18 protein-coding genes are annotated in these 23,842 nt (G+C 67.7%); 11 read left to right on the top strand and 7 right to left on the bottom strand.

Features of this window, described 5'->3' with window-relative positions:
- Nucleotides 1-779: 779 nt before the first annotated feature.
- From DESTE_RS11425 to DESTE_RS11415, 3 genes are all read right to left on the bottom strand, one after another.
- Complete coding sequence (locus tag DESTE_RS11425) at nucleotides 780-1,202, bottom strand: 2-thiouracil desulfurase family protein (RefSeq protein WP_035067742.1); 423 nt, start codon at nucleotides 1,200-1,202, stop codon at nucleotides 780-782.
- An 88-nt stretch (nucleotides 1,203-1,290) separates the two neighbouring features.
- Nucleotides 1,291-2,178, bottom strand: a complete 888-nt coding sequence (locus DESTE_RS11420; RefSeq protein ID WP_035067740.1) for a fructose bisphosphate aldolase — start codon at nucleotides 2,176-2,178, stop codon at nucleotides 1,291-1,293.
- Between the two features lie 184 nt (nucleotides 2,179-2,362).
- A complete protein-coding gene (locus DESTE_RS11415; protein WP_035067739.1) occupies nucleotides 2,363-4,396 on the bottom strand; it encodes a bifunctional lysophospholipid acyltransferase family protein/GNAT family N-acetyltransferase in 2,034 nt (677 codons plus the stop codon).
- 464 nt (nucleotides 4,397-4,860) lie between these two features.
- On the opposite strand from DESTE_RS11415, the gene DESTE_RS11410 reads away from it, so the two are divergent.
- From DESTE_RS11410 to DESTE_RS11370, 9 genes are all read left to right on the top strand, one after another.
- Complete coding sequence (locus tag DESTE_RS11410; RefSeq protein ID WP_035067738.1) at nucleotides 4,861-5,232, top strand: TraR/DksA family transcriptional regulator; 372 nt, start codon at nucleotides 4,861-4,863, stop codon at nucleotides 5,230-5,232.
- A 234-nt stretch (nucleotides 5,233-5,466) separates the two neighbouring features.
- A complete protein-coding gene (locus tag DESTE_RS11405) occupies nucleotides 5,467-5,919 on the top strand; it encodes a MarR family winged helix-turn-helix transcriptional regulator (protein WP_245590826.1) in 453 nt (150 codons plus the stop codon).
- A 172-nt stretch (nucleotides 5,920-6,091) separates the two neighbouring features.
- Nucleotides 6,092-6,937 carry a DUF169 domain-containing protein gene (locus tag DESTE_RS11400; RefSeq protein ID WP_035067734.1) on the top strand — a complete coding sequence of 282 codons (846 nt, stop codon included), beginning with the start codon at nucleotides 6,092-6,094 and terminating at the stop codon, nucleotides 6,935-6,937.
- A 320-nt stretch (nucleotides 6,938-7,257) separates the two neighbouring features.
- Nucleotides 7,258-8,007, top strand: coding sequence for a TetR/AcrR family transcriptional regulator (locus tag DESTE_RS11395; protein ID WP_084559441.1), 750 nt, complete (start codon nucleotides 7,258-7,260; stop codon nucleotides 8,005-8,007).
- 371 nt (nucleotides 8,008-8,378) lie between these two features.
- Nucleotides 8,379-9,590, top strand: coding sequence for an efflux RND transporter periplasmic adaptor subunit (locus tag DESTE_RS11390; RefSeq protein WP_051384636.1), 1,212 nt, complete (start codon nucleotides 8,379-8,381; stop codon nucleotides 9,588-9,590).
- Between the two features lie 24 nt (nucleotides 9,591-9,614).
- The gene (locus DESTE_RS11385; RefSeq protein ID WP_035067733.1) at nucleotides 9,615-12,851 is read left to right on the top strand and encodes an efflux RND transporter permease subunit; all 3,237 of its coding nucleotides are present in this window, start codon (nucleotides 9,615-9,617) and stop codon (nucleotides 12,849-12,851) included.
- Nucleotides 12,844-14,382, top strand: a complete 1,539-nt coding sequence (locus DESTE_RS11380; protein ID WP_156925331.1) for an efflux transporter outer membrane subunit — start codon at nucleotides 12,844-12,846, stop codon at nucleotides 14,380-14,382. Before DESTE_RS11385 ends, DESTE_RS11380 begins: the two co-directional genes overlap by 8 nt.
- Nucleotides 14,379-14,891 carry a MarR family winged helix-turn-helix transcriptional regulator gene (locus DESTE_RS11375; protein ID WP_035067731.1) on the top strand — a complete coding sequence of 171 codons (513 nt, stop codon included), beginning with the start codon at nucleotides 14,379-14,381 and terminating at the stop codon, nucleotides 14,889-14,891. Before DESTE_RS11380 ends, DESTE_RS11375 begins: the two co-directional genes overlap by 4 nt.
- Before the next feature lie 206 nt (nucleotides 14,892-15,097).
- Entirely contained in the window at nucleotides 15,098-16,111 is a 1,014-nt protein-coding gene (locus DESTE_RS11370) for an acyltransferase (protein WP_035067729.1), read from the top strand.
- 238 nt (nucleotides 16,112-16,349) lie between these two features.
- Here DESTE_RS11370 and DESTE_RS18245 read toward each other — a convergent pair whose 3' ends face one another.
- The 4 genes from DESTE_RS18245 to DESTE_RS11355 all read right to left on the bottom strand — a co-directional run bounded on the left by DESTE_RS18245 (nucleotide 16,350) and on the right by DESTE_RS11355 (nucleotide 19,171).
- Entirely contained in the window at nucleotides 16,350-16,526 is a 177-nt protein-coding gene (locus DESTE_RS18245; protein WP_035067728.1) for a hypothetical protein, read from the bottom strand.
- Nucleotides 16,527-16,741: 215 nt separating this feature from the next.
- Nucleotides 16,742-17,449 (bottom strand): TolC family protein, encoded by a 708-nt coding sequence (locus tag DESTE_RS18440; RefSeq protein WP_245590824.1) that lies wholly within the window; start codon nucleotides 17,447-17,449, stop codon nucleotides 16,742-16,744.
- Complete coding sequence (locus DESTE_RS17645) at nucleotides 17,373-18,410, bottom strand: TolC family protein (RefSeq protein WP_245590823.1); 1,038 nt, start codon at nucleotides 18,408-18,410, stop codon at nucleotides 17,373-17,375. Before DESTE_RS17645 ends, DESTE_RS18440 begins: the two co-directional genes overlap by 77 nt.
- Nucleotides 18,411-18,454: 44 nt before the next feature.
- Entirely contained in the window at nucleotides 18,455-19,171 is a 717-nt protein-coding gene (locus DESTE_RS11355; RefSeq protein WP_245590822.1) for a TetR/AcrR family transcriptional regulator, read from the bottom strand.
- A gap of 155 nt (nucleotides 19,172-19,326) precedes the next feature.
- Between DESTE_RS11355 and DESTE_RS11350 the strand changes: the two genes are divergently transcribed.
- Nucleotides 19,327-20,442: an HlyD family secretion protein gene (locus DESTE_RS11350; RefSeq protein WP_035067725.1), complete on the top strand. Its 1,116-nt coding sequence runs from the start codon at nucleotides 19,327-19,329 to the stop codon at nucleotides 20,440-20,442.
- Nucleotides 20,439-23,834: an ATP-binding cassette domain-containing protein gene (locus DESTE_RS11345; protein ID WP_035067723.1), complete on the top strand. Its 3,396-nt coding sequence runs from the start codon at nucleotides 20,439-20,441 to the stop codon at nucleotides 23,832-23,834. Before DESTE_RS11350 ends, DESTE_RS11345 begins: the two co-directional genes overlap by 4 nt.
- The last annotated feature ends 8 nt before the right edge of the window (nucleotides 23,835-23,842 follow it).

The following is a 23,842-nucleotide window of genomic DNA, read 5'->3' as shown; positions in this document are numbered from 1 at the left end:
AGAATTAGCACAGGGCGTGCCAAACATTGAAAATGTTTATTTTCAGCATGTTAATATTTTTCGAGGAAATGTGCAGACTCCATTTGTGCAACACGATGCACATCAGTTTTGCACAAAAGGGCTGCACGTGTGCAAAAGCAAGACACCCGCCATACCCGCAGCAAGCAGGGCAGCACACCGGATGCGATCGAGTGCATCGCCCTTTCGGCACGCGCCACTTGCATACGCCACTGGCACGAAGGCATGCATGGGCTCATGTCTTCCCCACGCATCGGGCATGCGGTATCCGCACATGCCATCCCCCCGGCGGTCCCCCCTCCGCCTCCCCGCCGGAACGCACGAAGCCGGAAAGGGAACCGCTCCCCTTCCGGCCTCGGAAATTCCAGACCTTGTCGCGCCGAACCCGTCTGGATTGACTGACTTGGCTGACCCGTGTCTCCTGACTGACCCGTCTCGCCTGGCCGACCTGACTGGCTTGGCAGGCCGCGCGTTGCCCGTTCCGGCGCCATGCGCAGGGCGGACCAGGGGCTGTTTCTAAATTAGGTTTTTCGTTCGTTGGCAAGAAAAACAAGCCCGCCATGAGGGAGTGCGGCAGCCGTTATGCGAGTCTTCGAGCATTACGGATGGCGACCGCAGAGCGTACTCTTATCGTATTTGACCGAGCCTTAGCCGTTAGGTGAGTGAAGCGAACCTTACGGATAAGGACAGCAAAGCTATGGCGGGTGAAGTTTGACGATGCCAACGGGCGAAAGGACAATTTAGAAACAGCCCCTAGCGGACTATTCGTCGCAGCGTACCGTAATGCCCGCCTTGCGCAGGGCAGCGGCGAACAGGCCGTCACCCGCCATCAGCGTACGGGAAAAGGTGCCGTCATAGATGCGCCCGCACCCGCACGAGGGCGAGCGCGCCTTCAGGATGGCCTCGGTGCAGCCCGCCAGCAGGGCCAGGCGCACGCCTTCCTCGGCTCCTTTGACAAAGGCGTCCGTGGCATCGGACAGGGCGCCGTCGGCCTCGCGGCACAGCACCCTGCCGTCGCGCAGTTCGCACGGCGGACGCGGCGTGGACAAACCGCCCAGCTGTTCGGGACAGACCGGCAGGGCCAGCCCCTGCCGCACCAGTTCGATGACCCCTTCGCGGGGGTTGGCCTCTCCGTCGAAGCGGCAGGCAACGCCCGCAAGACAGGCGCTGACCACATAGATCATGGGCATCTCCGTTTCCGGCAACCGCACGGCGGGTGCGGCCGCCCCGAATGTATCCGGCGCCCCCGATGTATCCGTCGCACCGGATGGCTTACGTAAGGGACGCCTCGTGGATGGACCGTACGGCATGTGCCAGCGCCGCGTCGAATTCCGCATCGCTCTGCCGGTCGTCCAGCCCTTCGGTCAGCGCCCGCGAAAAACTGGCGATGAGGCCGTGGTTGCGCGCCAGCCGGGCGTTGGCCTCGTCCCGGCTGTACCCGCCCGACAGGGCCACGATGCGCACCACGTGCGGGTCGTCCATGAGTTCCCGGTAAAAGTCGTCCCGGGCGGGCAGGGAAAACTTGAACATCACCCTGGCCTCGGAAGGCAGCCTTGCCAGTTGCCGCCGCACCTCGCGCAGCAGGATCACTTCGCATTCATGCTGCACCGGGCTGTGAATGTCCACCTCGGGCTCGATGATCGGCACCAGCCCGTGCGCCATGATCGTTCCGGCCACGTCGAACTGCTGCTCCACCACGTCGGCGATGCCGCGCTCGTCGGCTTCCTTGATCACCGAGCGCATCTTGGTGCCGAACACGTTGCGGGCCGCGGCCTCGCGCAGCAGAGCCTCCAGGTTGCCGATGGGCCGCATCAACTGCACGCCGTCGCGCGGCTCCGCCAGTCCCTTGTCCACCTTGAGGAACGGCGCCACTCCCTTCTTTTCCCACAGGTAGTCGGCAGTGGGCGAACCATCCACGGCTCGGTACAGGGTATCCTCGAACAGGATGGCCCCCAGTATCCACTGCGCGCCGAAGGACGGGCTGCGCATGATGCGCGTGCGCATGGCGTGCACGAGGGCCAGCATCTCGGCGTCCGAGGCATAGCGATCCTCGCCGATGCCATACAGGCGCAGGGCCTTGGGGGTGCTGCCCCCACTCTGGTCCAGGGCCGCGATGAATCCCTTGCCGTTTCGGATGCGGTCGAACTGCTGCTCGTTCACCTGATGCTCCTTGTGCGCGGAAGGTCGGGCGGACAACGGTGTCCCATGCCGGAATGCATGGCGACCGGCACGTTCCCGTGAACACGCCAGCCGGGGTCGATACCGGCATAGCACCTCCCCGGCGGCCTGACTACCGGGCACGCGAAAAACATCATCCGGGCAGGTCGATTTGCGCCCGCGCGGGTTACCCCCTGCCCGCCACGGCGGCATCCGCCAACGCATCCCCGGCCCCGCCCTCTCCGGCATCGCGCGGGGTCTGGGCGTAGTAGCATTCCAGCCCTTCCGCGCCCATGAACCGTTGCAGCATGCGGGGCGGCGATTCCAGCAGGTCGATGATCAGAAAGGCATCCAGCGAGCCGAAGGCGCGGTCCACGTGAAAGGTGGCGATGCGCCCGCCCAGCTTCAGGTAGTGCTTGAACAGGATGGGGATGGTGCGCCCGCCTTCCATGTCGCGCACCAGGGCGCACAGCGCGTTCCAGTCCAGGCCTTCCGGCTCGATGCGCCGCAGGCAGCCGGGCTGGCGCAGCGAGGGCGCGGCGCGGCCCCGCACCAGACGGGCCGTGGCGGGGCAGCCGTGGTGGCGGGTCAGGTAGTCCATGATGGCGTTCAGCGAATACGGGGTATAGTCCAGGCTCACGCTTACCGGGCCGAACAGGCGGCGCACGCCGGGGCGCTTGAGGATGAACTGGCCGATGCCCTTCCACAACAGCAGCAGGGGGGCATAGTCGCGCTGATAGTCCGCCGACACGAAGGCTCGGCCCAGTTCCAGCGCGGGCGCGCCGCCGAAAAATTCCGGGCGGAACCGGAACAGCGACGAGGAATACAGCCCGCGCTGCCCCTGGGCGGTGAGCAGTGCGTCCACCTCGCCCAGGCGGTAGGCCCCGGCCAGGGCGCGGTCGCCCTCGTGCCACAGGATCAGATGCCGATAGGTGGCGTCAAAGGCGTCGAGATCCAGCGGCGCGCCGCTGCCCTCGCCCACCGCGCGAAAGGTCACCTCGCGCAGGCGGCCGATCTCGCGGATCAATTCAGGCGAGCGGTCCGCCGCAGTCTCCACGATGGTCCACGGTCCCTCGCGCAGCAGCACGTCGGTGGGCGGTATGGCGGCCAGTTCCGCCTCCAGCAGTTCCAGCGGACGGGCGGCGGCGATGGGCCGCATGCGCCGCGCCGACTGGCCGACCGCAGCGACGGGGCCATCGGACGCGGTGGCGGCCTCCGTGGCGCCAGGCACGCCTCCCCCCTTCTTCAGCATCGGCAACGGCAGGGACAGCACCCGCCGCGGCTTGGGCTTCAGGGCATAGCAGCGCATGCGCAGGTAGGCGGTGCGCGCCTCGTCGTCGGGCAGTTCGTTCAGGGTGGCGGCGGCCACGGGCCGCCCCACGCTGAGGGTGACCGTGGTGTTGCGCTTGCGCAGCAGTTCCTTGGGCAGCAGGGCCGTGCGCGCCGCGGGGTGCAGCAGCCCCATCAGGTTGAAAAGCATGGAATTGCGCCCGTGAAAGTACAGGGGCAGGGCGTCGGCCCCGGTGCGGCGCACCAGCCGGCCCACCGTGGACTGCCACGTGGGGTCGGTGATCTCGCGCCGCGAGGGTTGCAGGTGCGACACCGTGCCCGAGGGAAACACCACCAGCGCGCCGCCCTCGGCCACGTGGCGGATGGCCTGGCGCAGGCCCGCCATGTTGCGACGCTGCGCGCCGTCACCGCCGAAGGGATCCACGGAAAAGATCAGCTCGCGCAGTTCCGGCACCGCCGCCAGCATGTAGTTGGCCAGAAAGCGCAGGTCGGGCCGCACCGGCAGCAGGGCTTGCGCCAGCACCAGTCCCTCCAGCGCACCGAAGGGATGATTGGCCACCATGATCAGGGGACCGGTGGCGGGCACCCCCCCGAAACCCTCGGCCTCTGCCCGCACGGACACGCCCAGCACGTCCAGGGCCAGACGGGCGAAGTCCAGCGGCGTTCCGCCCTGCGGCATGCCCCGGTACAGCGCGTCGATGCGGCCCACGCCCAGCAGGTGCAGCAGCGGGATGCGCAGCGGCGCGGGGATGCGCCGGGCCGCGGCGGGCACCAGCGAGCGGGAATGCACGGAATGCGGCGTGACCGCATCCGCGCGGGACGGGACGGCGACTGGCGTGGAAACCGGCAGCGGCCTCGTGGCCGACGGCGTATCCATTATATGATGAAGAGGGGCGGCATCGGCGGGGGTGCGGGGGCGGAGCATGTCCATGCGTCCTCCTGGGCGGCCAACTGGCCGGAGACTGGTGGCGCGGAGGGCACCGGAGCGCTTCGCGCGCGCTCACCGAGCCCGGCGGCAGCAGACGGCGGGGGCGGTTTCCGTCCGGTGGCGGCTGCGTGCCTGTTCCGCGAAATGGAGTCCTGTCGCATGCATGGATAGACGCGCCACGTGGAGAAGCCATGACCGGTCGGTGAACATTGCGTGAAGGGGAGCAGGGCGGGGGGTGTGCGGCGCGGGCGTCACCCGATTGTCTGCGGCCCGTCGCCGCGCCGTCGCCCAGCGATCCCGCCCGTGGTGCAGAAGGGGCAGTGTCCGGAAACCGGGGACGTCCACGTGACTGGCTGACTGGCCGACTGGCCGACTGGCTGACTGGCTGACTGGTCGGCTGGCCCACTGGATGCCCCGCAGCCCGCGCGGACCGCATGCCCGGAGCCGCGCCACGGAAGGAACGCGCCATGACCGACCGTCACCATGCCGAAATCCGCCGCCGCCTCGAAGCCGAACTGACCCACCTGCGCCGCCAGTTGCTGGTGGAGGGCGGCGTGGAAGCCTGCGCCGACGAAAACGAATTCGCCTCGCGCGTCAGCGAGCTTGCCCTCAGCATGACCCTTCTGGACCGCGCCGGACGGCGCATCCGCGAAATCGAAGGGGTGCTGCGCGCCATGGACCGCCACGACTACGGCGTGTGCGACGCCTGCGGCGACGACATTCCCCTGCCCCGCCTGCTGGCCCGCCCCACCACCCGGTTGTGCGTGCATTGCCAGATGGAACAGGAAACCCAGACGGGCCGTCCCGTGGCTGCCACGGCGCACGCCGGGGCGCACTAAGCCCCGCCGGGCCGCCGCCCGTCGTCCCGTTCCGTCCATCCGCCATCGCGGAGTGTGCCGCGCGCGCCTTGTCATGCATGCTTGCCGCGCGCGGCCCATCCCGCACGCCCGCCAGCCATCTCCGCCACGCCTCTCCGTCAGGCCTCTCCGTCAGGTCCATCAGGCTGCCCCGCCCCGCGCGTTTGCCGCGCCCGAATAGTTGACACCATCAACCATTGGTCTACGATGGTTGACATGAACAACTTTTTTTTCGACCCGGAATCTTCCCTCGGCTTCATGACCTTCACCACCAACCGCCTCATGTCGTCCTTCCTGCGCCGCCGCATGGCCCAGGTTGGCATCGACCTGACCGGCGAGCAGTGGGGCGTCATGGTCTTCGTCTGGAACCGGGGGACCATCGGGCAGGACGAACTGACCCACGCCCTGTGCATGGACAAGACAGGCATGAGCCGCCTGCTGGCCACCATGGAAGACAAGGGGCTGGTCACCCGCAGCCCCGACCCGGACGATGCCCGGCGCAGGGTCGTCACCGCCACGCGGGCGGGCGACGCCCTGAAGGAGCGCAGCCGCGCCGTGGCCGAAGAAGCCCTGGTCCTGCTGCTGCGGGACGTCAGCCCGCAGGACCACGCCACCTGCATGCGGGTGCTGGCCACGGTAAAGGATACCCTGCGCGACCTGGCCCCCTGAGCCAGACCGCTGAGCCGGACAGTCGAACCAGACCGTCGGGCCAGACCGTCGGGCCAGACCGCCTGGCCAAACCGCCTGGCCGGAGCGGGGCACACCCGCCAGAGCGTCCGCCACATGGAAAACCGGGCCGCCGCGCGGCCCTGCCATTCCCCACCAACACGGGAGGAACACCATGCAGACCATCATCGAACGCACCCAACGCCTGCTGGAACTGCTGGGCCACGACGAAGAACCCTTCGGCGTGCACTACACCGACGAAAAGCCCGTGGACGGCTTTGGCCCCAAGCCCGGCGAAATCTTTACCCGCGACCGCGAGGCCGCCGGGCAGATCGACTGGCACAAGGCCTTCGCCAACGACTTTTCCTGCCTGCTCGGCAATGTCTGGCTGGCCCGCAAGAAGAAGCGGGCGGCGTGGATCAGCCACGAGGCGTGCGGCTGCATGGGCGGCGGTTTCTACTCCGGCCTGTACCGCCCGTACCTGGAAACCAACATCTGCTACGTGACCACGGGCATTCCCGGCACGCCCATGGAAGGCGAGCACTACCTGCCCGACCATCCGTCCATGCGCGCCTTCATGGACGACACCATGCCCCCGGAAGCCCCGGCCAAATACTGTGTGCTGAAGCCGCTGGGCCAGTTCGACGGCGGCGAAGAGCCGCTGGTGGTGGCCTTTTTCGTCCGACCGGAAGCGCTCAACGGCCTGTTCTCGCTGGCCTGCTACGCCACGGGCAACCACAATGCCGTGGTCTCGCCCTTCAGCGCAGGGTGCGGCGCCCTCATCGGCTGGCCGCTGGCCTGCCAGCAGCGCGGCGAGGAGCGCGCCGTGCTGGGCGGGTTCGACCTTTCGGCCCGCAAGTTCATGAAGACCGACGAAATGAGTTTTGCCGCCCCCCTGCCCATGTACCGCAAGATGCTGGACGCCATGGAGCATTCCGCGCTCACCCGCCATACCTGGCAGGGCGTGCGCAAGAAGGCGGCCAGGAGCATGCGGGCCTGGGGAGAGGGTACGGCGGACTGATCCGTTGTCTTCAGGGTGGCGCACGGACGGAAACGGATCCCTTGCCGTGCGCCGCCGGTCCTGCACCCCGGAAAATCATTCACCCCTGTCCGCGACATGGCACCATGACCTCAGGACACCATGGCGTTCCCCTTCCCGCCCCCTGCCGGTCATGCCCATCCGCCCGCATGGCCAAGGCAGAGCCAGCCGCATCCCCGCGAAAAGGCGCAGGAGCGGGGATTGACAGGGATGTCCCGGAGGCATATTCACGCTTCAAACAATGCTTGAATTTTGAATTTGAAACTATGTTGGCAAGCTGTGAAACGACAAGGGGGCGGGCAATGCGCGATCATGGTCGCATGAACGGACGGCAGGACCACCGCCAGTGCACCCCCCTGCCCGGCGAACCGGAGCAGCCCGGCAGGCAGGACCAGGGCACGCGCGAACGGCTGCTGGCCGCCGCGGCAGAGGTGTTTGCCGAGCACGGCTACAAGTCCGCCACGGTGCGCGAAATCTGTCGCCGGGCCGAGGCCAACGTGGCCGCCGTCAACTACCATTTCGGCGGCAAGGACAAGCTGTACGCCGCCATGCTGGACCACTACATGCGCACCTGCCAGGCCACCTTTCCGCTGGACGTGGGGGTGACCCCCGGCTCTCCGCCCAGGGAACGCCTGCACGCCTTCGTGCGCGGGCTGGTGCAGCGCATCCTGGGCGGCGGCGACGACCCGGTCAGCGAAGCGCACGGCAAGCTGGTGTCGCTGGAACTCATCGACCCCACACCGGCCTGCGGTGAACTGCTGCGCGAGCACATCGCCCCGGTCAACGATCTGCTGGCCGACATCCTGCGCGGGCTGCTGGGCCCGGCGGCAGACGACCCGGACGTGCTGCGCACCTGCCTGCTGGCCATTTTCGGGCATATTTCGTTCCACTACAGCGGCCGCGCCGCCATCGCCCATTTCTACGGGCACGAGGAACTGACCCCGGAGGCGCTGCACCGCATCGCCCAGGGGGTGACCCGCTTCACCCTGGGGGGCATCATGGCCATGTCCGGCACCGCCGCCTGCCATGCAACCGGGCCGCCCACGGCCTGACACGGGCAAGGGGCTTTCCCGAAGGACGCCATGCCGCCCGCGGGCCCGCGGCGGCCCCGGCGCATCACCCCGCGGGACGGCGCCCGCCCCGGCCAGTGACGCGCCACGGGGTTGACGACCATCTTGCCCCCATGTAGAACGCGACACTTCGATAGCTCGCTACCTAATAGCACACTACCGGGTTTCCGCCGTTCCCCGCCCGCACCGTCGCGACGCAGGCGGGCACGACCAGCCGAAATACCGACAGACACACCCAAACCGCTCCGCATGTCGGCGCACCGGTCGCATCCCGCGCCACGCCGAGGAGGAACCACCCCATGCAACACCGCTTTCCCACTCCGTCTCCCCGCGCCCGCGCCGGTGCAACCGCCATGGCGCGCCCCCTGCCCGCCCTGCACATGGGGCTGCTCGCCCTGGTTCTGGCCCTTTCGGCCGTACTGACCGGGTGCAAGGACGAATCCGCCGCGCCCAATGCCGCGCCCGCCCCGCTGGTGGTGGTGCAACAGGTGCAGCCGCGCGACCTGCCCCTGACCTACGAATACGTGGGCCAGACCGCCGGCTCGCGCGAGGTCGAGGTGCGTGCCCGCGTGGGCGGCATCCTGCTGCGCCGCGCCTACGCGGAAGGCCGCCCGGTGAAGAAGGGCGAGCTGATGTTCGAGATCGATCCCGAGCCGTTCAAGGCGGACCTGGATCAGGCGCTGGGCCAGCAGGCCCAGGCCGAGGCGCGCCTGCAAAGCGCCCAGAGCAACCGCGACCGCGTGCTGCCCCTGTACCGCGAGAACGCCGTCAGCCAGAAGGACCGCGACGACGCCGTGGCCGAGTTCGATTCGGCCAGGGCCGCGCTGGAAGAAGCGCGCGCCCGCGTGAAGACCGCGCGCATCAACCTTGGCTACACCCGCGTCGAGGCCCCCATCTCGGGCATGACCAGCAAGGAAACCCGCTCCGAGGGCAGCCTGGTCACCACCACCGCCGAGGGCAGCCTGCTGACCACCATCTCCAAGGTGGACCCGGTGTACGTGAACTTCTCCACCCCCAGCGTGGACCTGTTCCGGCTGCGCCGCATGCGCGAGGAAGGCAGGATCACCCTGCCCAAGAAGGGGTACGACGTGGTCGTGCGGCTCATCGACGGTTCCACCTACAAGCGCACCGGCACGGTGAACTTCATCGACCCGCTGGTGGACCCGCTGACCGGCACCATCCGCGTGCGCGCCGAATTCCCCAACCCCGAGGCGGAAGTGCTGCCCGGGCAGTTCGTGCGCGTGGTGATGAGCGGCGCCATCTACAACAACGCCCTGGCCATTCCCCAGCGCGCCGTGCTGCAAACCCAGCAGGGCCCCATGGTCTGGGTGATCGGCGAAGGCGACGTCGCCCAGCCGCGCCCCGTGGAAATCAGCCTGCCCATCGACAACCAGTACATCGTGGAAAAGGGTCTGACCCCCGGTGAACGCATCGTGGTCGAAGGCCTGCTGAAGGTGCGCCCCGGCCAGCCGGTGACCATCGGCCAGCCGCGAGAAGCCCAGCCCGGTCAGAATGGGCAGGCCCCCGCCGGAAACGCGACCAAGGCCGCAAACCAGGGTTCCTAGCCCGCGCCCTCAGCAGGATTTGCCATGATATCGCGTTTCTTCATCCACCGCCCCATCTTCGCGTGCGTGATCTCCATCGTGATCATGCTGGCGGGGTTCATGGCCATGCGTGCGCTGCCCATCGCGCAGTATCCGGAAATCGTTCCGCCGCAGGTCATCGTCTCCGCCACGTATCCCGGCGCCAGCCCCGAGGTCATCGCGGCCACGGTGGCCTCGCCGCTGGAACAGCAGATCAACGGCGTTGACGGCATGCTGTACATGAACTCGGTCAGCGCCGGTAACGGCCAGATGACCATTTCCGTGTCCTTCGCCGTGGGCACCGACCCCGACCAGGCCACCATCAACGTCAACAACCGCGTGCAGGCCGCCACCGCCTCGCTGCCGGAAGAAGTGCGCCGCCAGGGCGTCACCGTGACCAAGCGGTCACCCTCGATCCTGCAGGTGGTGAACACCTTCTCGCCCGACGGGCGCTACGATTCGGTCTACATCAGCAACTACGTCCTGGTGAACGTGGTGGACGAACTCAAGCGCCTTCCGGGCGTGGGCGACGCCTCCATCTTCGGCGCCAAGGACTATTCCATGCGCATCTGGCTGCACCCGGACAAGCTGGCCCAGCTCAAGCTGACCCCCGGCGACGTGGCGCAGGCCATCCGCGAGCAGAACGCCCAGTTCGCGGCGGGGCGCATCGGGCAGGAACCGTCCAGCAGCCCGCTGGAACTGAACTACCTGGTCACCACCAAGGGCCGCCTGACCACCCCCGAGGAATTCGAAAACATCATCCTGCGGGCGGAGTCGGACGGCTCCACCCTGCTGCTCAAGCACGTGGCCCGCGTGGAACTGGGCGCCAAGGACTACGACGTCCGCACCCAGCTCAACGGCAAGCCCACCGTGGCTGTCGGCGTATTCCTGACGCCCGGCGCCAACGCGCTGGAAACGGCAGACCGCGTGGCCGCCAAGATGCAGGAGCTGTCGCAGCGCTTCCCCGACGGCATCAGCTTCTCCATCCCCTACGACACCACCAAGTTCGTGCGCATTTCCATCAACGAGGTGGTGCACACCCTGGTGGAAGCCATGGTGCTGGTGTTCCTGGTGGTGTTCCTGTTCCTGCAGAACTGGCGGGCCACGCTCATTCCCTGCCTTGCGGTGCCGGTGTCCATCGTGGGCACCTTCGCGGGCATGTACGCGCTGGGCTTCTCCATCAACACGCTGACCCTGTTCGGCCTGGTGCTGGCCATCGGCATCGTGGTGGACGACGCCATCGTGGTGCTGGAAAACGTGGAACGCATCATGTCCTCCGAGCGGCTGACGCCGCGCAAGGCCACCATCAAGGCCATGGAGGAAGTGACCGGGCCGGTCATCGCCATCGTGCTGGTGCTGTGCTCGGTGTTCGTTCCCGTGGCCTTCATGGGCGGCCTTGCCGGGCAGATGTACAAGCAGTTCGCCATCACCATCGCGGTGTCGGTGGTCATCTCCGGCCTGGTGGCCCTGACGCTGACGCCCGCCCTGTGCGCGCTGATGCTGAAGCCCGGCCATCATGAGCCGCCCGCGTTCTTCCGCTGGTTCAACACCTGGTTCGAACGCGTCACCCACCGCTACACCGGCGGGGTGGCCTTCCTCATCCGCCGCGCGGGCCTTGCCCTGGTGCTGTTCGCCTGCCTGGGCGGCGCCACCTGGCATCTCTTCCAGGTGGTGCCCGGCGGCCTTGCCCCGGACGAAGACCAGGGCTACATCATCGGCCTGTCCATCCTGCCCGACGGCGCCAGCCTGCAACGCACCCGCGTGGTGGCCGACCTGATCGACAAGAGCCACATGGAAGACCCCCGCGTGGCCAACCTGATCACCCTGACCGGCTACGACCTGCTGTCCGGGGTGCCCAAGCCCAACTTCGTCACCTCGTTCGTGCCGCTGAAGCCGTGGGACGAGCGCAAGGGCGCGGGACAGTCGTCGTTCGACTACGCCCGCAAGGTGTTCGGCGTGGGCATGGGCGTGCCCGAAGGCATCGTGCTGGCCTTCAACCCGCCGCCCATCTCGGGCATGAGCAACACCGGCGGCTTCGAACTGTACGTGCAGAACCGCGGCGAAGGCGACAGCAAGGCCCTGGCCGCCATGGTCGGCAAGCTCATCGCCGCCGCCGCCAAGCGGCCGGAACTGGCGGGCGTGCAGACCACCTTCAGCGCCAACGCGCCGCAACTGTTCATCAACCTGGACCGCAACAAGGCGAAAGCCCTGGGCGTGCCGGTGAACACCATCTTCGACACCATGCAGGCCACATTCGGCGCCAGCTACATCAACGACTTCAACAAGTTCGGACGCACCTTCAAGGTGCAGTTGCAGTCGGAGGCCGACTTCCGCGCCCGCCCGTCGGACGTGGCCAACGTGTTCGTGCGCGCGAACTCCGGCGAGATGATTCCCCTCACCTCGCTGGTGGACGTGCAGGAAGTGACCGGCCCCGAAGTGGTGGAACGCTTCAACGTGTTCCCTGCCGCCAAGGTGGTGGGCGGCCCCGCCGCCGGGTACAGCTCTGGCCAGGCCATCGCGGCCGTCGAACAGGTGGCGGCGGAGGTCATGACCCCGGAATACACCCTGGCCTGGTCCGGTTCCGCCTATCAGGAAAAGCAGACCGGCGGCTCCTCTTCGCTGGTGTTCGTGCTGGGTCTGGTCATGGTCTTCCTGATCCTGGCGGCGCAGTACGAAAAGTGGTCGCTGCCGCTGGCGGTCATCATGGCCGTGCCGTTCGCCCTGTTCGGCGCCATCACCGCGGTGTGGCTGCGCGACCTTGCCAACGACGTGTACCTGCAGATCTCGCTGGTCACGCTCATCGGCCTTGCGGCCAAGAACGCCATCCTCATCGTGGAATTCGCGGTGATCAAGCGGCACGAGGGGCTTTCGCTGGTGGAATCGGCCATCGAGGCCGCCCGCCTGCGCTTCCGGCCCATCATCATGACCTCGCTGGCCTTCGTGCTGGGCTGCGTGCCGCTGGCCATCAGCACCGGCGCCGGCGCGGCCAGCCGTCACTCCATCGGCACCGGCGTCATCGGCGGGATGCTGGCGGCGACCTTCATCGCCACCTTCTTCATCCCCATGTTCTACCGGCTGATCATGGGCGTGAGCGAACGCATGCGCGGCACCGAGGCCATGCGCACCATGGCCGTGGGCAAGTACTGCGAGGAAGAACGCCACTCGGCCTTCGAAAACCTGCCGCCGGACGGCGAGGCAGGAGCGGGTGACGACGCCTGCAACAAGGAGAAGCGCCATGACTAGCCTTCAGGTCTTCGCATATACCCGGACGCGGCGGACCACGCCCCCGCTGCTGGTGAAAACGCTGGCGAGGACGCTGGCGGCGGTTCTGCTGGCTACCACGCTGGCCGGATGCTCCTTCGGCCCCGACCACGCCCGGCCCGCCATGGATATGCCCGACGCCTGGCGCGCGGGCACGGCCGACGCGGGCACCGTGCAGGACGGCTGGTGGAAGGGCTTCGACGACCCGGCACTGGATGCCCTGGTCACCGCCGCGCTGGACCACAACCGCGACCTGGCCAAAGCCATCGCCAACGTGGACGAGGCCCGCGCCCAGCTGGGCCTTGCCCGGGCCAACCAGATGCCCCGGCTGGACGCGCAGGGCGCATCGCAACGCGAGCGCTATTCGCTGAACAGCTTCAACTCGTTCGATGAATCCACCCGCGTGCAGGATCTGCACAACGCGGGCGGCACCCTGTCGTACGAAGTGGACCTGTGGGGCCGCTACCGGCGCGCCAGCGAGGCGGCACGGGCCGACCTGCTGTCCACCGTGGCCGCGCGCGACACCGTGCGCCTGTCCCTGGTCTCCGAGGTGGCGCGCACCTACTTCGACCTGCGCGCCTACGACCAGCAGCTCCAGATCGCCCGCAACACGCTGGCCTCGCGCGAATCCACGCAGGAACTGCGCAAGGTGCGCCACGAACTGGGCCTGACCAGCGAACTGGACTACCGCCAGGCCGAGGCGGAGGCCGCGTCCGCCCGGTCCAGCGTGCATTCGCTGGAAAACAGCGTATCCGCCACGGAAACGGCGCTGGCCGTGCTGACCGGCAGAAGCCCGCGCGACATCGTGGACGGAACCGTGCAACGCGGCCTGGCCGTGGACGCCGCACCCGTGCCCCCCAGCGTGCCCGCCGGGCTGCCTTCGGCCCTGCTGGAACGCCGCCCGGACCTGGTGCAGGCGGAACAACAACTGGCCGCCGCCAGCGCGCGCATCGGCGTGGCCAAGGCAGCCTACTTCCCGTCCATCTCGCTTACCGGCCTGCTGGGCTATGAAAGCAGCGACCTGACCCAGCTGTTTACCGGCCCGTCGGGTACGTGGCGGTATGCGGGCAGCGTGACCATGCCCATCTTCGACTTTGGCCGGATCAAGGCCGGGGTGGAAGCGGCGGAAGCGCGCCAGCGCGCCGCGCTGGCCGGATACGAAAAGGCCGTGCAGGATGCCTTCCGCGAGGCGCAGAACGCCCTTGTGGCCAACCGCAAGGCCCGCGAGGTGGTGGACGCGCAGACCACGCAGGTGGAAGCGCTGCGCCGCTCGCTACGCCTGGCCAAACTGCGCTACGACAACGGCTATTCCAGCTATCTCGAGGTGCTGGACGCCGAACGCAGCCTGTTCCAGGCCGAGGTTTCGCTGGCATCCGCCCGGCGCGACCAGCTGACGGCGGTGGTGGACGTGTACCGTGCCCTGGGCGGCGGCTGGGGTGGCATTGCCCGGCAGTCTGAAGAAGCTCCCAACGCCACGGCTCAGGCCGAAAAGCCGGTGGCGGCCGCGCAATGAGCGACTGCCGTCGTTGCCGTGTCGACCGTGCCGAGCGCCATGGCGCGCACGGCTTCGGTCACACCGTAAAGGAACTGGCCCGCGCCTGGCGGGCCGAGTTCGACCGGCGCTTTCGCCCCATGGGCCTCTCCGACACCAGCTGGGTTGTCATCTGGCTGCTGTCCGAACACGGCACGCTGCCGCAGGGCCGCGTGGCCGAACTGCTGGGCGTGGAAGGCCCCACCCTGGTGCGCCTGCTGGACCGCATGGAAAAGGAAGGCTGGGTGCGCCGCCAGCCGTCGGATACGGACCGCCGGGTGAAACTGGTGGCCCTGACCGACCAGGCCCGGCCAGTCTACGACGCCATGCTGGACATCGGCTTTGCCCTGCGGGACGAGTTGCTGCACGACATCCCCGAGGAGCATCTGACCATCGCCCACGCAGTAATGCTGCGTCTGCTGGACAAGCTGAATGCCCTGAATGGGGGCGAAGCGGAATGCGAACCCTGTCGCCCCGACACCACAGACTGACCAAAGGCTCCCGGTAAGGGGCACGACTATCTCCCGAAACTGCAATGGCCCGGTTTTCCATGGTAGAAACCGGGCCATTCCCTTGCTGTACAGGATGCGTGTGCGAATGCTAATGCCCAGCCACCGACAGACGGTTCTCATGAAGGCAACGCCTTGATTCGCAAGCCGTTGCGTGGATATCGCGTACAGTTCCTGGAGACGTTGTCATGGGCGAACGCCTTCCCTACATTGATTTTTTAAAAGTTGTCGCGTGCATAGCCGTCATAAACCTGCATTGCACATCGCCGTGGGTTACGAATTTCCTCGGCACCCCCCTCTGGTTCATCGCGATGCTGGATGCAATATTCACACACCTTGCCGTACCGATGTTCTTCATGCTTGCAGGCGCCGTGATACCGCAACGCACTATCGTCCTTCGTGAGCACTACAAAAAAGTTCTTATCAGGTATATTCTCCCAACAATTGCATGCCTTGTTTTTTACAAAATCCTTGGTGTAGTTCTGCTCGGCCATACGACATTTTTTGAAGGTGTGTTTTACAGCATTGAACGAAACCCAGGGTTTCACCTGTGGTTCATGTGGGTATACATAGGATATATGCTCGTCATGCCTGCACTTGCCGCCATTGCAAAGGATGATGGCGCACGCACCGTGTTTTTCTATGTCGGATTCATCTACACGTTCATCGTGCCTCTGCTTTCCAGTGCCTTCGAAATTCGTTTTCCTGTCACAAATGTCTTGTTTACGGTCTACGGATTTTATTTCATTGCTGGGAACCATCTTGCTGTAATGAAGAAGCAATTCGACCCCAAATTGCTCCTCAAGATTCTGGCCGCCATGTCCGTCATAACATATGCCTTCGCCACGTTATCATCGCATGGCGACACAACCTATACCGCAAAATTCCTTACTGCGAATTCCATGCTCATATTCATAAATACATCATTGGTATTTTTAATCTTCAAATCGCACATCACATCGTATAATACCATCATATCATTTCTCTCAAAACATACATTCAACATATACCTCCTGCATATAGATTTCTTTCTGAAACCATTTTCGTTTCTGGCCTTCCCCATGGTCAACATGAAAGGACTTCTCGGAAGCATTTTCTTTACCACGCCAGTGACATTCATACTCTGCCTGGCCACAAGCTGCACGCTTGTCGCGGCAAAGACACTGCTGCACCGCAAATTTTTCAGGAAAGACATGGCGTGAAGACAGACATGCACGCTCACGAGCACACCAACACAGCCGTGACGGCGTAACGGAGCAGAGAATACGCGGGGCACGCCAGCCCGCACCTCTCCTGCACAGACAATGACGAACAGGACGGCCCGGCATTTCCCATGGGAAATGCCGGGCCGTCCTGTTCGTCATGCACGCTTGCGGGCAACGGGGCCTGGTCCGCCGCCCCTCCACATGCCGTAAAGCTCCGGCGCGGCCCGAGATCCCCTTATCTGGGCAGTCCGCCCAGCACGCCGCCGACCATGGCGACGGTCGCACCCACCACGCAGACGATGGCCACGGCCCTGGCCTTGGGATCACCGGCCTTGTGGCGTCTCCACGCCACGAACGCCTGGTACCACAGCCACGCGCCAAGCACGGTCAGGATCATGGGGATGACCGACATGGGGCCTCCTTTGGAACCCTCTGTTCCAGGCTCTGCGGGTGCGGTCCGGATGCAATCCGGGCGCGGTCGGCAAACCTGCGTTCAGGTGCCTGACGTCGGGCGGTGCGCCCGCATGGTATGGTGTGCACAGCGACGAAGGTCTGCCGGGCCAACCTCGACGTCCGGGCGATTTGCCCTTCCGCCGGGCCGATGTCACCGCCGGGACAATCTCCAGATTATTTGCCCGCTGGCTCGGCGGATGCTTCCCCCGCCTGTCCCGCTGCCTGCGCCACGGCTGGCGTGGCCGAAACCGCAGCCGACCCGGGTCCGGCGCCTCCCGCCCCCCCGGCACCTTCAGTCCAGCCGCCTCCCAGGGATTTGTACAGCGCCACCAGATACAGCAGCACGCCGGAACGGCTGCGCGCCAGGGCCTCTTCCACTTCCAGCTGGCGGCGTTCCGCATCCAGCACGGTCAGCAGGTCGTCCACGCCTTCCGCGTAGCGCACCTTGGCCAGCCGGGTTGCCTCGGCCTGCGCTTGCAGCGAACGGGTCAGCCGTTCGCGCTCCACAAAGGATTCGGCATAGCGGGACAGCGAGGTTTCCACCTCTTCGAAGGCAACCAGCACGGTCTTGCGCCAGCGCTCCAGAGTGGCCTCGCGCCGGGCTTCCAGCGCGGCAACGGCGGCGCGGGTGCGCCCCCCCTCGAAGATGGCCCAGCGCACGCCGGGCATGATGCTCCAGGCGCGACTATCGTCGCGGAACAGGTCGGAAAAATGGATGCTGTTCAGCCCGTACGAGCCGGTGAGCGAAAACTTGGGGAACAGATCCGCCTCGCGCTGGCCGATGTCCGCCGTGGCCGCGTGCAGTTCATGCTCCACCCGGCGGATGTCCGGGCGGCGCAGCAACAGGTCCGAGGGCAGGCCCACGGGCACAAGGTCGGGCACGGCGGGCAATGGCGCGCGCGGGGCCAGCCGGTCGCGCAGGGCCGCCGGAGCCTGTCCGCACAGCACGCCCAGCCGGTTGATGGAGCCGTCCATGGCCGCGCGCAGCGGGGGGCACCAGGGCCTCGGTGCGCTGCAACTGGGCCTCGGCCTGCAGCACGTTCATGTCGCTGGCCACGCCCACGTCGCGGCGCAGCCGCACCAGTTCCAGGGTATGGCGCTGGGCTTCGGCGTTGCGTTCGGCCACGTCCAGCCGGGCCTGCGCGCCGCGCAGTTCCACGTAGGCGCGGGCCGTTTCCGCCGCCACCGAAAGCAGCACGTCGGACAAACCGGCCTCCGCCGCCTGTTGCCGGGCGCGGGCCGCTTCCACGCCGCGCCGGGCGCCGCCGAAGATGTCGATTTCCCAGCGCGCGTCGAACCCGGCCTGATACAGGTCGCTTTCCACCGGCATGTGGGCCATTTCCAGCGATTGCCCGGTAAGGGTGTTGGTGCTCACCCGGCTGCGCTCGAAGCTGCCGCCCGCCGCCGCCTCGGGCAGCAGCGCGCCACGGGCCACGCCCACCACGGCGCGGGCCTCGCGCAGGTTGGCGGCGGCGATGAGGGCGTCGTTGTTGTGCCCCACGGCCATGGCCACCAGTTCCGACAGCAGCGGATCACCCATGCGCTCCCACCACTGCCCGTCCGGGGTGGCGGCGCTTACGGCGGCGCGGGGTGCATCCGAATCTTTGGGCGCGGTGCCGTTCTTGTCTGCGCTCCCGGAAACCTTGAGGGCAATTTCAAGGCGGGTCGTGGCCGCGCTCCATTCCGTGGGCGCGGCGGGCGGAGCGGGGCGGTCGTAGTCCGGCCCCACGGCGCAGCCCGCCAGAGCCAGGATCAGCAACACGGGCAGCACGGGCAGCACGGGCCGCGCGAGCACGCCAGGCAGGGCGGCGAAAGGGAGGGGCTGCGCCGGCGTCGGAATCATCTTCCGAAAATGACGGGGGCGTCGCGCCGGTACGTGGTGCGTGTTCATGGCTTCTCCTGCGGCAATGGCGCCCCCGGCAATGTGGCGGCCACCTGCCGCAGCCCGCCGGTGACGAAGGACAGGGTGTGCGCGGTGAGCAATTCCAGCCCGTCCGCCGAAAGGACGAGGTCGGGGAACACCCGGCGGAAAATTTCGCGGTTCAGGTACTGGCTGAGGCACAAGGAAATGATGTTCATGCACGAAAGCTGGACGGACGGATGGCTGTCCGGGCGGCCCAGCAGTTCGGCCACCGCGCCGCGCAGGAACATGGACTTGGGCGCTATCTCGGCGCGCACCAGTTCGTCCAGAAAGGGAGTGGGACGCATCATTTCCTGGGTCATCAGCTTGAGCTGCCAGGCGGATGGGTCCGTCGTGAGCAGATTGGACAACAGGTCGCGGATGATGATGCCCACCCGCTCCGCCGGGGGCGTGCCCGGCGGCAGCGCGACCCGAATGTCCTCGGCGGTGAGAAAGCGGCGGTGCGCCTCGTGCAGGGCGGCGGCATACAGCTTGTCCTTGCCGCCGAAATGGTAGTTGATGGCCGCGGGGTTGGCCCCGGCCCGCTCGCAGATTTCCTTGCCGGTGGCCCGGTCGTAGCCGTGCTCGGCAAAGACCATGCCTGCCGCCTCCAGCAGGCGCTGGCGGGTGGATTCGCGGCCCTGCTCGCGGCTGCCGGTCTGGTCGGCGTTCCGGCTGGCGTTCTGATCGGGCGACTTCTTCATGCACATGCTATAGGATGGGCATGGGGCTGGTGTCAAATTCAAAATTTAAATTTGAATTTGACTTTTCCCGATTGCCCCACTAGGCTGGTTCCATCACACGGAACCTGCACCACGCGAACCACGCGTGCCCCCTCCACGTTTCCACGGAGCAGCGCATGAAGAAACGCATACTCGTCCTCGCCATGCTGGCGCTGTGCATGGTCGGCGGCGTGCTGGCCTGGCGGGCCCTGCGCCCCGTGCCCGACCCAGGCCCGGTGGTGCTGTATGGCAACGTGGACCTGCGCCAGGTTTCCCTGGCCTTCAAGGACGCCGAACGGGTGGCCCGCGTGCTGGCCCGCGAAGGCGACCGGCTGGCCCCCGGCGCGCTGGTGGCCGTGCTGGAAACGGACCGCCTGGACCGCGAAATCACCCGCGCCAGGGCCCGCGTGGCCGCGCAGGCCGCCGCCCTGGCCCGGCTGGAGAACGGTTCGCGCCCGCAGGAAAAGCGCCGCGCCCGCGCCGATGCCGACGCCGCCGCCGTGGAACTGGACAACGCCCGGCGCACCTATGACCGGCTGCGCGCCCTTTCGGGCACCGGGGCCGCGCGCGAACAGGACGTGGACGACGCCCGGGCCGCACACGACAGGGCCGCCGCCCGCCTGCGCGTGGCCCAGGCCCAACTGGCCCTGGTGGAGGAAGGCCCCCGGCGCGAGGACATCGAAGAAGCCCGCGCCGCGCTGGCCGCCCAGCGGGCCGACCTGGCCGTGCTGGAGCAGCGCCGCTCCGACAGTGAACTGCGTGCCCCGTCATCCGGCGTGGTGCGCGCGCGCCTGCTGGAACCCGGCGACATGGCATCTGCCCAGCGCCCGGTGTGCACCGTGGCCATCACCGACCCCAAGTGGGTGCGCGCCTACCTGACGGAAACCCAGCTTGGCCGGGTGCGCGAAGGCATGCCCGCCGAGGTGACCATCGATGCCCGCCCCGGACATCCGCTGGAGGGTTGGCTGGGGTTCATCTCACCCACGGCGGAATTCACCCCCCGCAACGTGGAAACGCCGGAGTTGCGCACCTCGCTGGTGTACGAGGCCCGCGTGTTCGTGCACGATCCCGGCGATGTGCTGCGCCTGGGCATGCCCGCCACGGTCACCCTGCGCGAGGGCCATGTGGTGCCCGTGCAGACCGCCGGTCAGGGAGACGCCCGGACGGATGCCCCGCCCCGGGCGCAACGGGGAAACACCGTGAACGGGACCGCACCCGCCGCCCCAGCTGACCGGGCCGGAGCCGCGCAATGACAGCCCCCTCGCCCGTGTTTGCCGCACGCGGGCTGTGCCGGACCTTTCCCGCCCCGGGCAACAAGGCTTCGGTCGTCCGGGCCGTGGACGGGGTGACCCTGGACCTCGCTCCCGGCACCATCAACGGCCTGCTGGGGCCGGACGGCGCGGGCAAGACCACCCTGCTGCGCCTGGCCGCCGGACTGCTGCTGCCCGACGCGGGCAGCCTGACCGTGCTTGGCCACGACACCGTGACCCAGGCGCAGGCCGTGCAGTCGGCCATCGGGTACATGCCCCAGCGCTTCGGCCTGTACGAAGACCTTTCCGTGGCCGAAAACCTGTCCCTGTACGCCGACCTGCACGGGGTATCCGCCGCGCAAAAGGCCGAGCGCTGGCCCGCGCTGATGCGCATGACCGGCCTTGCGCCGTTCCTCGACCGGCTGGCCGGGCGGCTTTCCGGCGGCATGAAGCAGAAGCTGGGGCTGGCCTGCACCCTGGTACGCTCGCCCCGGCTGCTGCTGCTGGACGAGCCCACCGTGGGCGTGGACCCGCTGTCCCGACGCGAACTGTGGAATATCGTGTTCTCGCTGGTGCGCGAACACGGCATCACCGTGCTGGTCAGCACCGCGTATCTGGACGAGGCGGAACACTGCGACCGGGTGGCCATCATGCACCACGGGCGGCTGGTGGGCGACGGCGCCCCCGGCGACTTCACCCGGCCACTCGTGGGCCGGACGTGGTTCGTCACCCCCGTCATGCGCGCCCGCGCGGCCCAGACCCTGCTGTCCGCGGCCCCCGGCGTGACCGATGCCGTGCTGCACGCGGGCGGGGTGCGTTTGCTGACGGACACCCCGCAGGCGGCACAGGCGCTGGTGGAGAGCGGACTGCTGACGGAACGGGCATCCATGACGGGTGCCGACCTGATGCAAAGCGGCGGGCCGACAGGCTCCGCGCAACGCGTGCCCGGTACGATCCGCGCCATCGGCGTCCTGCACCCCCGCACCCCCGCCTTCGAGGACGGCTTTCTGGCCCTGTTCGCCACCCTGCCGCACGAACCAGGCCCACAAGATGGCGCGGCGGACGAGGAACATGCCGCGCCCGCCGCAGCGCCAGCCAATGCCTTGGCCACGCCCCCGCCCGAAACCCATCAGGGCATGCCCCATCCGGCCCCCGCACCCGCGTCCACTGCGCCCGACGCGCCCGATATTTCGCACGCCCCGCCCGACGCCCCCGACGTTCCGGACGCTCCGCCCGTGATCGAGGTACGCGGCCTGGAACGCCGCTTCGGCACGTTCATGGCCGTGAAGGGGGCCAGCTTCGACGTGCGGCGCGGCGAAATCTTCGGCCTGCTGGGGCCCAACGGCGCGGGCAAGTCCACCATCTTCCGCATGCTCTGCGGCCTGCTGCCGCCCACGGGCGGCAACCTGCGCGTGGCCGGGGTGGATCTGCGCCGCGCACCCGCCGCCGCCCGCCGCCGGGTGGGCTACGTGGCCCAGAAATTCTCGCTGTACAGCCAGCTTTCGGTGCTAGAAAACCTGCGCTTCTTCGCCAGCGCCTACGGCCTGTCCGGCGCGGCGCGCGATGCCCGCATGGCCTGGGCCCTGCGCGACCTCGACCTGACCGACGTGGCCGATGCCCAGAGCGGAGACCTTTCGCTGGGGTACCGCCAGCGGCTGGCCATGGCCTGCGCCCTGATGCACGAGCCGGACATCCTGTTCCTGGACGAGGCGACCTCGGGCGTGGACCCGCTGGCCCGGCGCGAATTCTGGCGGCGCATCACCGCGCTGGCGGAATCCGGCGTCACGGTCATCGTCACCACCCATTTCCTGGACGAGGCGGAATACTGCGACCGCATGGCCATTCTGGTGGGCGGCGAGGTGCTGGCCCTGGGCACCCCGGCGGAAATCCGGGCCATGGCGCCAGCGGCGGACGAAGAAAAGGGCGGGCCGCGCGAAGAGGTCCAGACAGGCGACGGCCCGCAGGGTGCGCCGGTTCACGCCTCCGCCCCTGCCACCATAGAGCGGGCCTTCATCGCGCTGGCGGAACGGCACAGGGCCAACGCACCGACGACGCCGGGCACGACCGATCTGACTGGCACGACCGATCAGACTGGCACGACCGATCAGACTGGCGATACTGGCCCGTCCTCCGCCCCCGGCACGCGTCCCCTCTCCGGCGCCCCGGACTCCGGCTCCCCCCTGCCCGCCGGACAAGCGCAGGACATCCGCCCCACCGCCCTGCGCGGGTTGCTGCTGCGCATGCGCGGCCTGCTGCGCAAGGAGTGGCTGCAAGTGGTGCGCGACCCCAGCGCCATCGCCATCGCGCTGGTCATGCCGGTGGTGCTGCTGTTCCTGTTCGGCTACGGCATCAGTCTGGACGCCCGCGACGTGCCCGTGGCCATCGTGGCCGACGACCTGGGGCCGGAGGCCATGGAATTCGCCGCGCGGCTGCTGCTGGCCGATACCTTCCGCCCGCGCGTGGTCACCGACATGCGCCGGGCAGAACAGGATCTGCGCGCCGGGCGGGTGGACGCCATCGTGCATCTGCAATCGGACTTCGCCCGCCGCCTGTCGGATGCGACTGGCGGGGGCGCGGGCGGCACGGCACGCCCGGACGGCGGTCCCCCGGCAGGGGACGCAGGCACCGTGCCGGTGCAACTCATCGTCAACGGGGTGGACCCCAACAATGCCCGCACCGTGTCCGGCTATGTCACCAGCGTGTGGCAAGGCTGGCTGTCCGGGCGGGTGGCCGCCGCAGGGCAGGTTCCGGCGGTACGCCTGGCCACGCGCATGTGGTTCAACCCCACGTCGGACAGCCGCCACTTTCTGGTGCCGGGGCTGATGGTGCTGATCATGACCCTGACCGGCGCCCTGCTGACCGCCATGGTCATGGCCCGCGAGTGGGAGCGCGGCACCATGGAGGCCCTGCTGGTAACCCCGGTGCGCATGGGCGAACTGCTGACCGGCAAGCTGCTGCCCTATTTCGTGCTGGGCATGGGGGGCATGGTGCTGACCGTGATCATGGCCCTGTACCTGTTCGGGGTGCCCCTGCGCGGCTCGCTGGCGGTGCTGGCCGGGGCCTCGTCACTGTTCCTCACGGCGGCGCTGGGCATGGGGTTGTTCATCTCGGTGCTGGCCCGCAACCAGTTCATCGCCGGGCAGGCCGCGCTGCTGGCCACCTTTCTGCCCGCGCTGTTCCTGTCCGGGTTCATTTTCGACCTGGAAAGCACCCCCGCATTCGTGCAGGCCGTGTCGTACATCATCGCCGCGCGCTACTTCGCCACCCTGCTGAAAACCATCTTTCTGGCGGGAGAGGTGTGGGAGGTCATCGTGCCCAACGCGCTGGCCCTGGCCGCGCTGGCCTTCTTCTTTCTTACCGTGGCCAGGCTGCGGTGTCGCAAACGGCTGGACTAGGGGCACGC

It is taken from the genome of Nitratidesulfovibrio termitidis HI1 (assembly GCF_000504305.1).
Taxonomy (GTDB): Bacteria; Desulfobacterota; Desulfovibrionia; order Desulfovibrionales; family Desulfovibrionaceae; genus Cupidesulfovibrio; species Cupidesulfovibrio termitidis.
This window is presented reverse-complemented; position numbering and strand designations above follow the sequence as displayed.

Coding starts and splice junctions, on each gene's coding strand:
- DESTE_RS11425 (WP_035067742.1), bottom strand. CDS start 1,202: ATGATCTATGTGGTCAGCGCCTGTCTTGCGGGCGTTGCCTGCCGCTTC.
- DESTE_RS11415 (WP_035067739.1), bottom strand. CDS start 4,396: ATGGACATGCTCCGCCCCCGCACCCCCGCCGATGCCGCCCCTCTTCAT.
- DESTE_RS11410 (WP_035067738.1), top strand. CDS start 4,861: ATGACCGACCGTCACCATGCCGAAATCCGCCGCCGCCTCGAAGCCGAA.
- DESTE_RS11405 (WP_245590826.1), top strand. CDS start 5,467: ATGAACAACTTTTTTTTCGACCCGGAATCTTCCCTCGGCTTCATGACC.
- DESTE_RS11400 (WP_035067734.1), top strand. CDS start 6,092: ATGCAGACCATCATCGAACGCACCCAACGCCTGCTGGAACTGCTGGGC.
- DESTE_RS11395 (WP_084559441.1), top strand. CDS start 7,258: ATGCGCGATCATGGTCGCATGAACGGACGGCAGGACCACCGCCAGTGC.
- DESTE_RS11390 (WP_051384636.1), top strand. CDS start 8,379: ATGGCGCGCCCCCTGCCCGCCCTGCACATGGGGCTGCTCGCCCTGGTT.
- DESTE_RS11385 (WP_035067733.1), top strand. CDS start 9,615: ATGATATCGCGTTTCTTCATCCACCGCCCCATCTTCGCGTGCGTGATC.
- DESTE_RS11380 (WP_156925331.1), top strand. CDS start 12,844: ATGACTAGCCTTCAGGTCTTCGCATATACCCGGACGCGGCGGACCACG.
- DESTE_RS11375 (WP_035067731.1), top strand. CDS start 14,379: ATGAGCGACTGCCGTCGTTGCCGTGTCGACCGTGCCGAGCGCCATGGC.
- DESTE_RS11370 (WP_035067729.1), top strand. CDS start 15,098: ATGGGCGAACGCCTTCCCTACATTGATTTTTTAAAAGTTGTCGCGTGC.
- DESTE_RS18245 (WP_035067728.1), bottom strand. CDS start 16,526: ATGTCGGTCATCCCCATGATCCTGACCGTGCTTGGCGCGTGGCTGTGG.
- DESTE_RS17645 (WP_245590823.1), bottom strand. CDS start 18,410: ATGATTCCGACGCCGGCGCAGCCCCTCCCTTTCGCCGCCCTGCCTGGC.
- DESTE_RS11355 (WP_245590822.1), bottom strand. CDS start 19,171: ATGAAGAAGTCGCCCGATCAGAACGCCAGCCGGAACGCCGACCAGACC.
- DESTE_RS11350 (WP_035067725.1), top strand. CDS start 19,327: ATGAAGAAACGCATACTCGTCCTCGCCATGCTGGCGCTGTGCATGGTC.
- DESTE_RS11345 (WP_035067723.1), top strand. CDS start 20,439: ATGACAGCCCCCTCGCCCGTGTTTGCCGCACGCGGGCTGTGCCGGACC.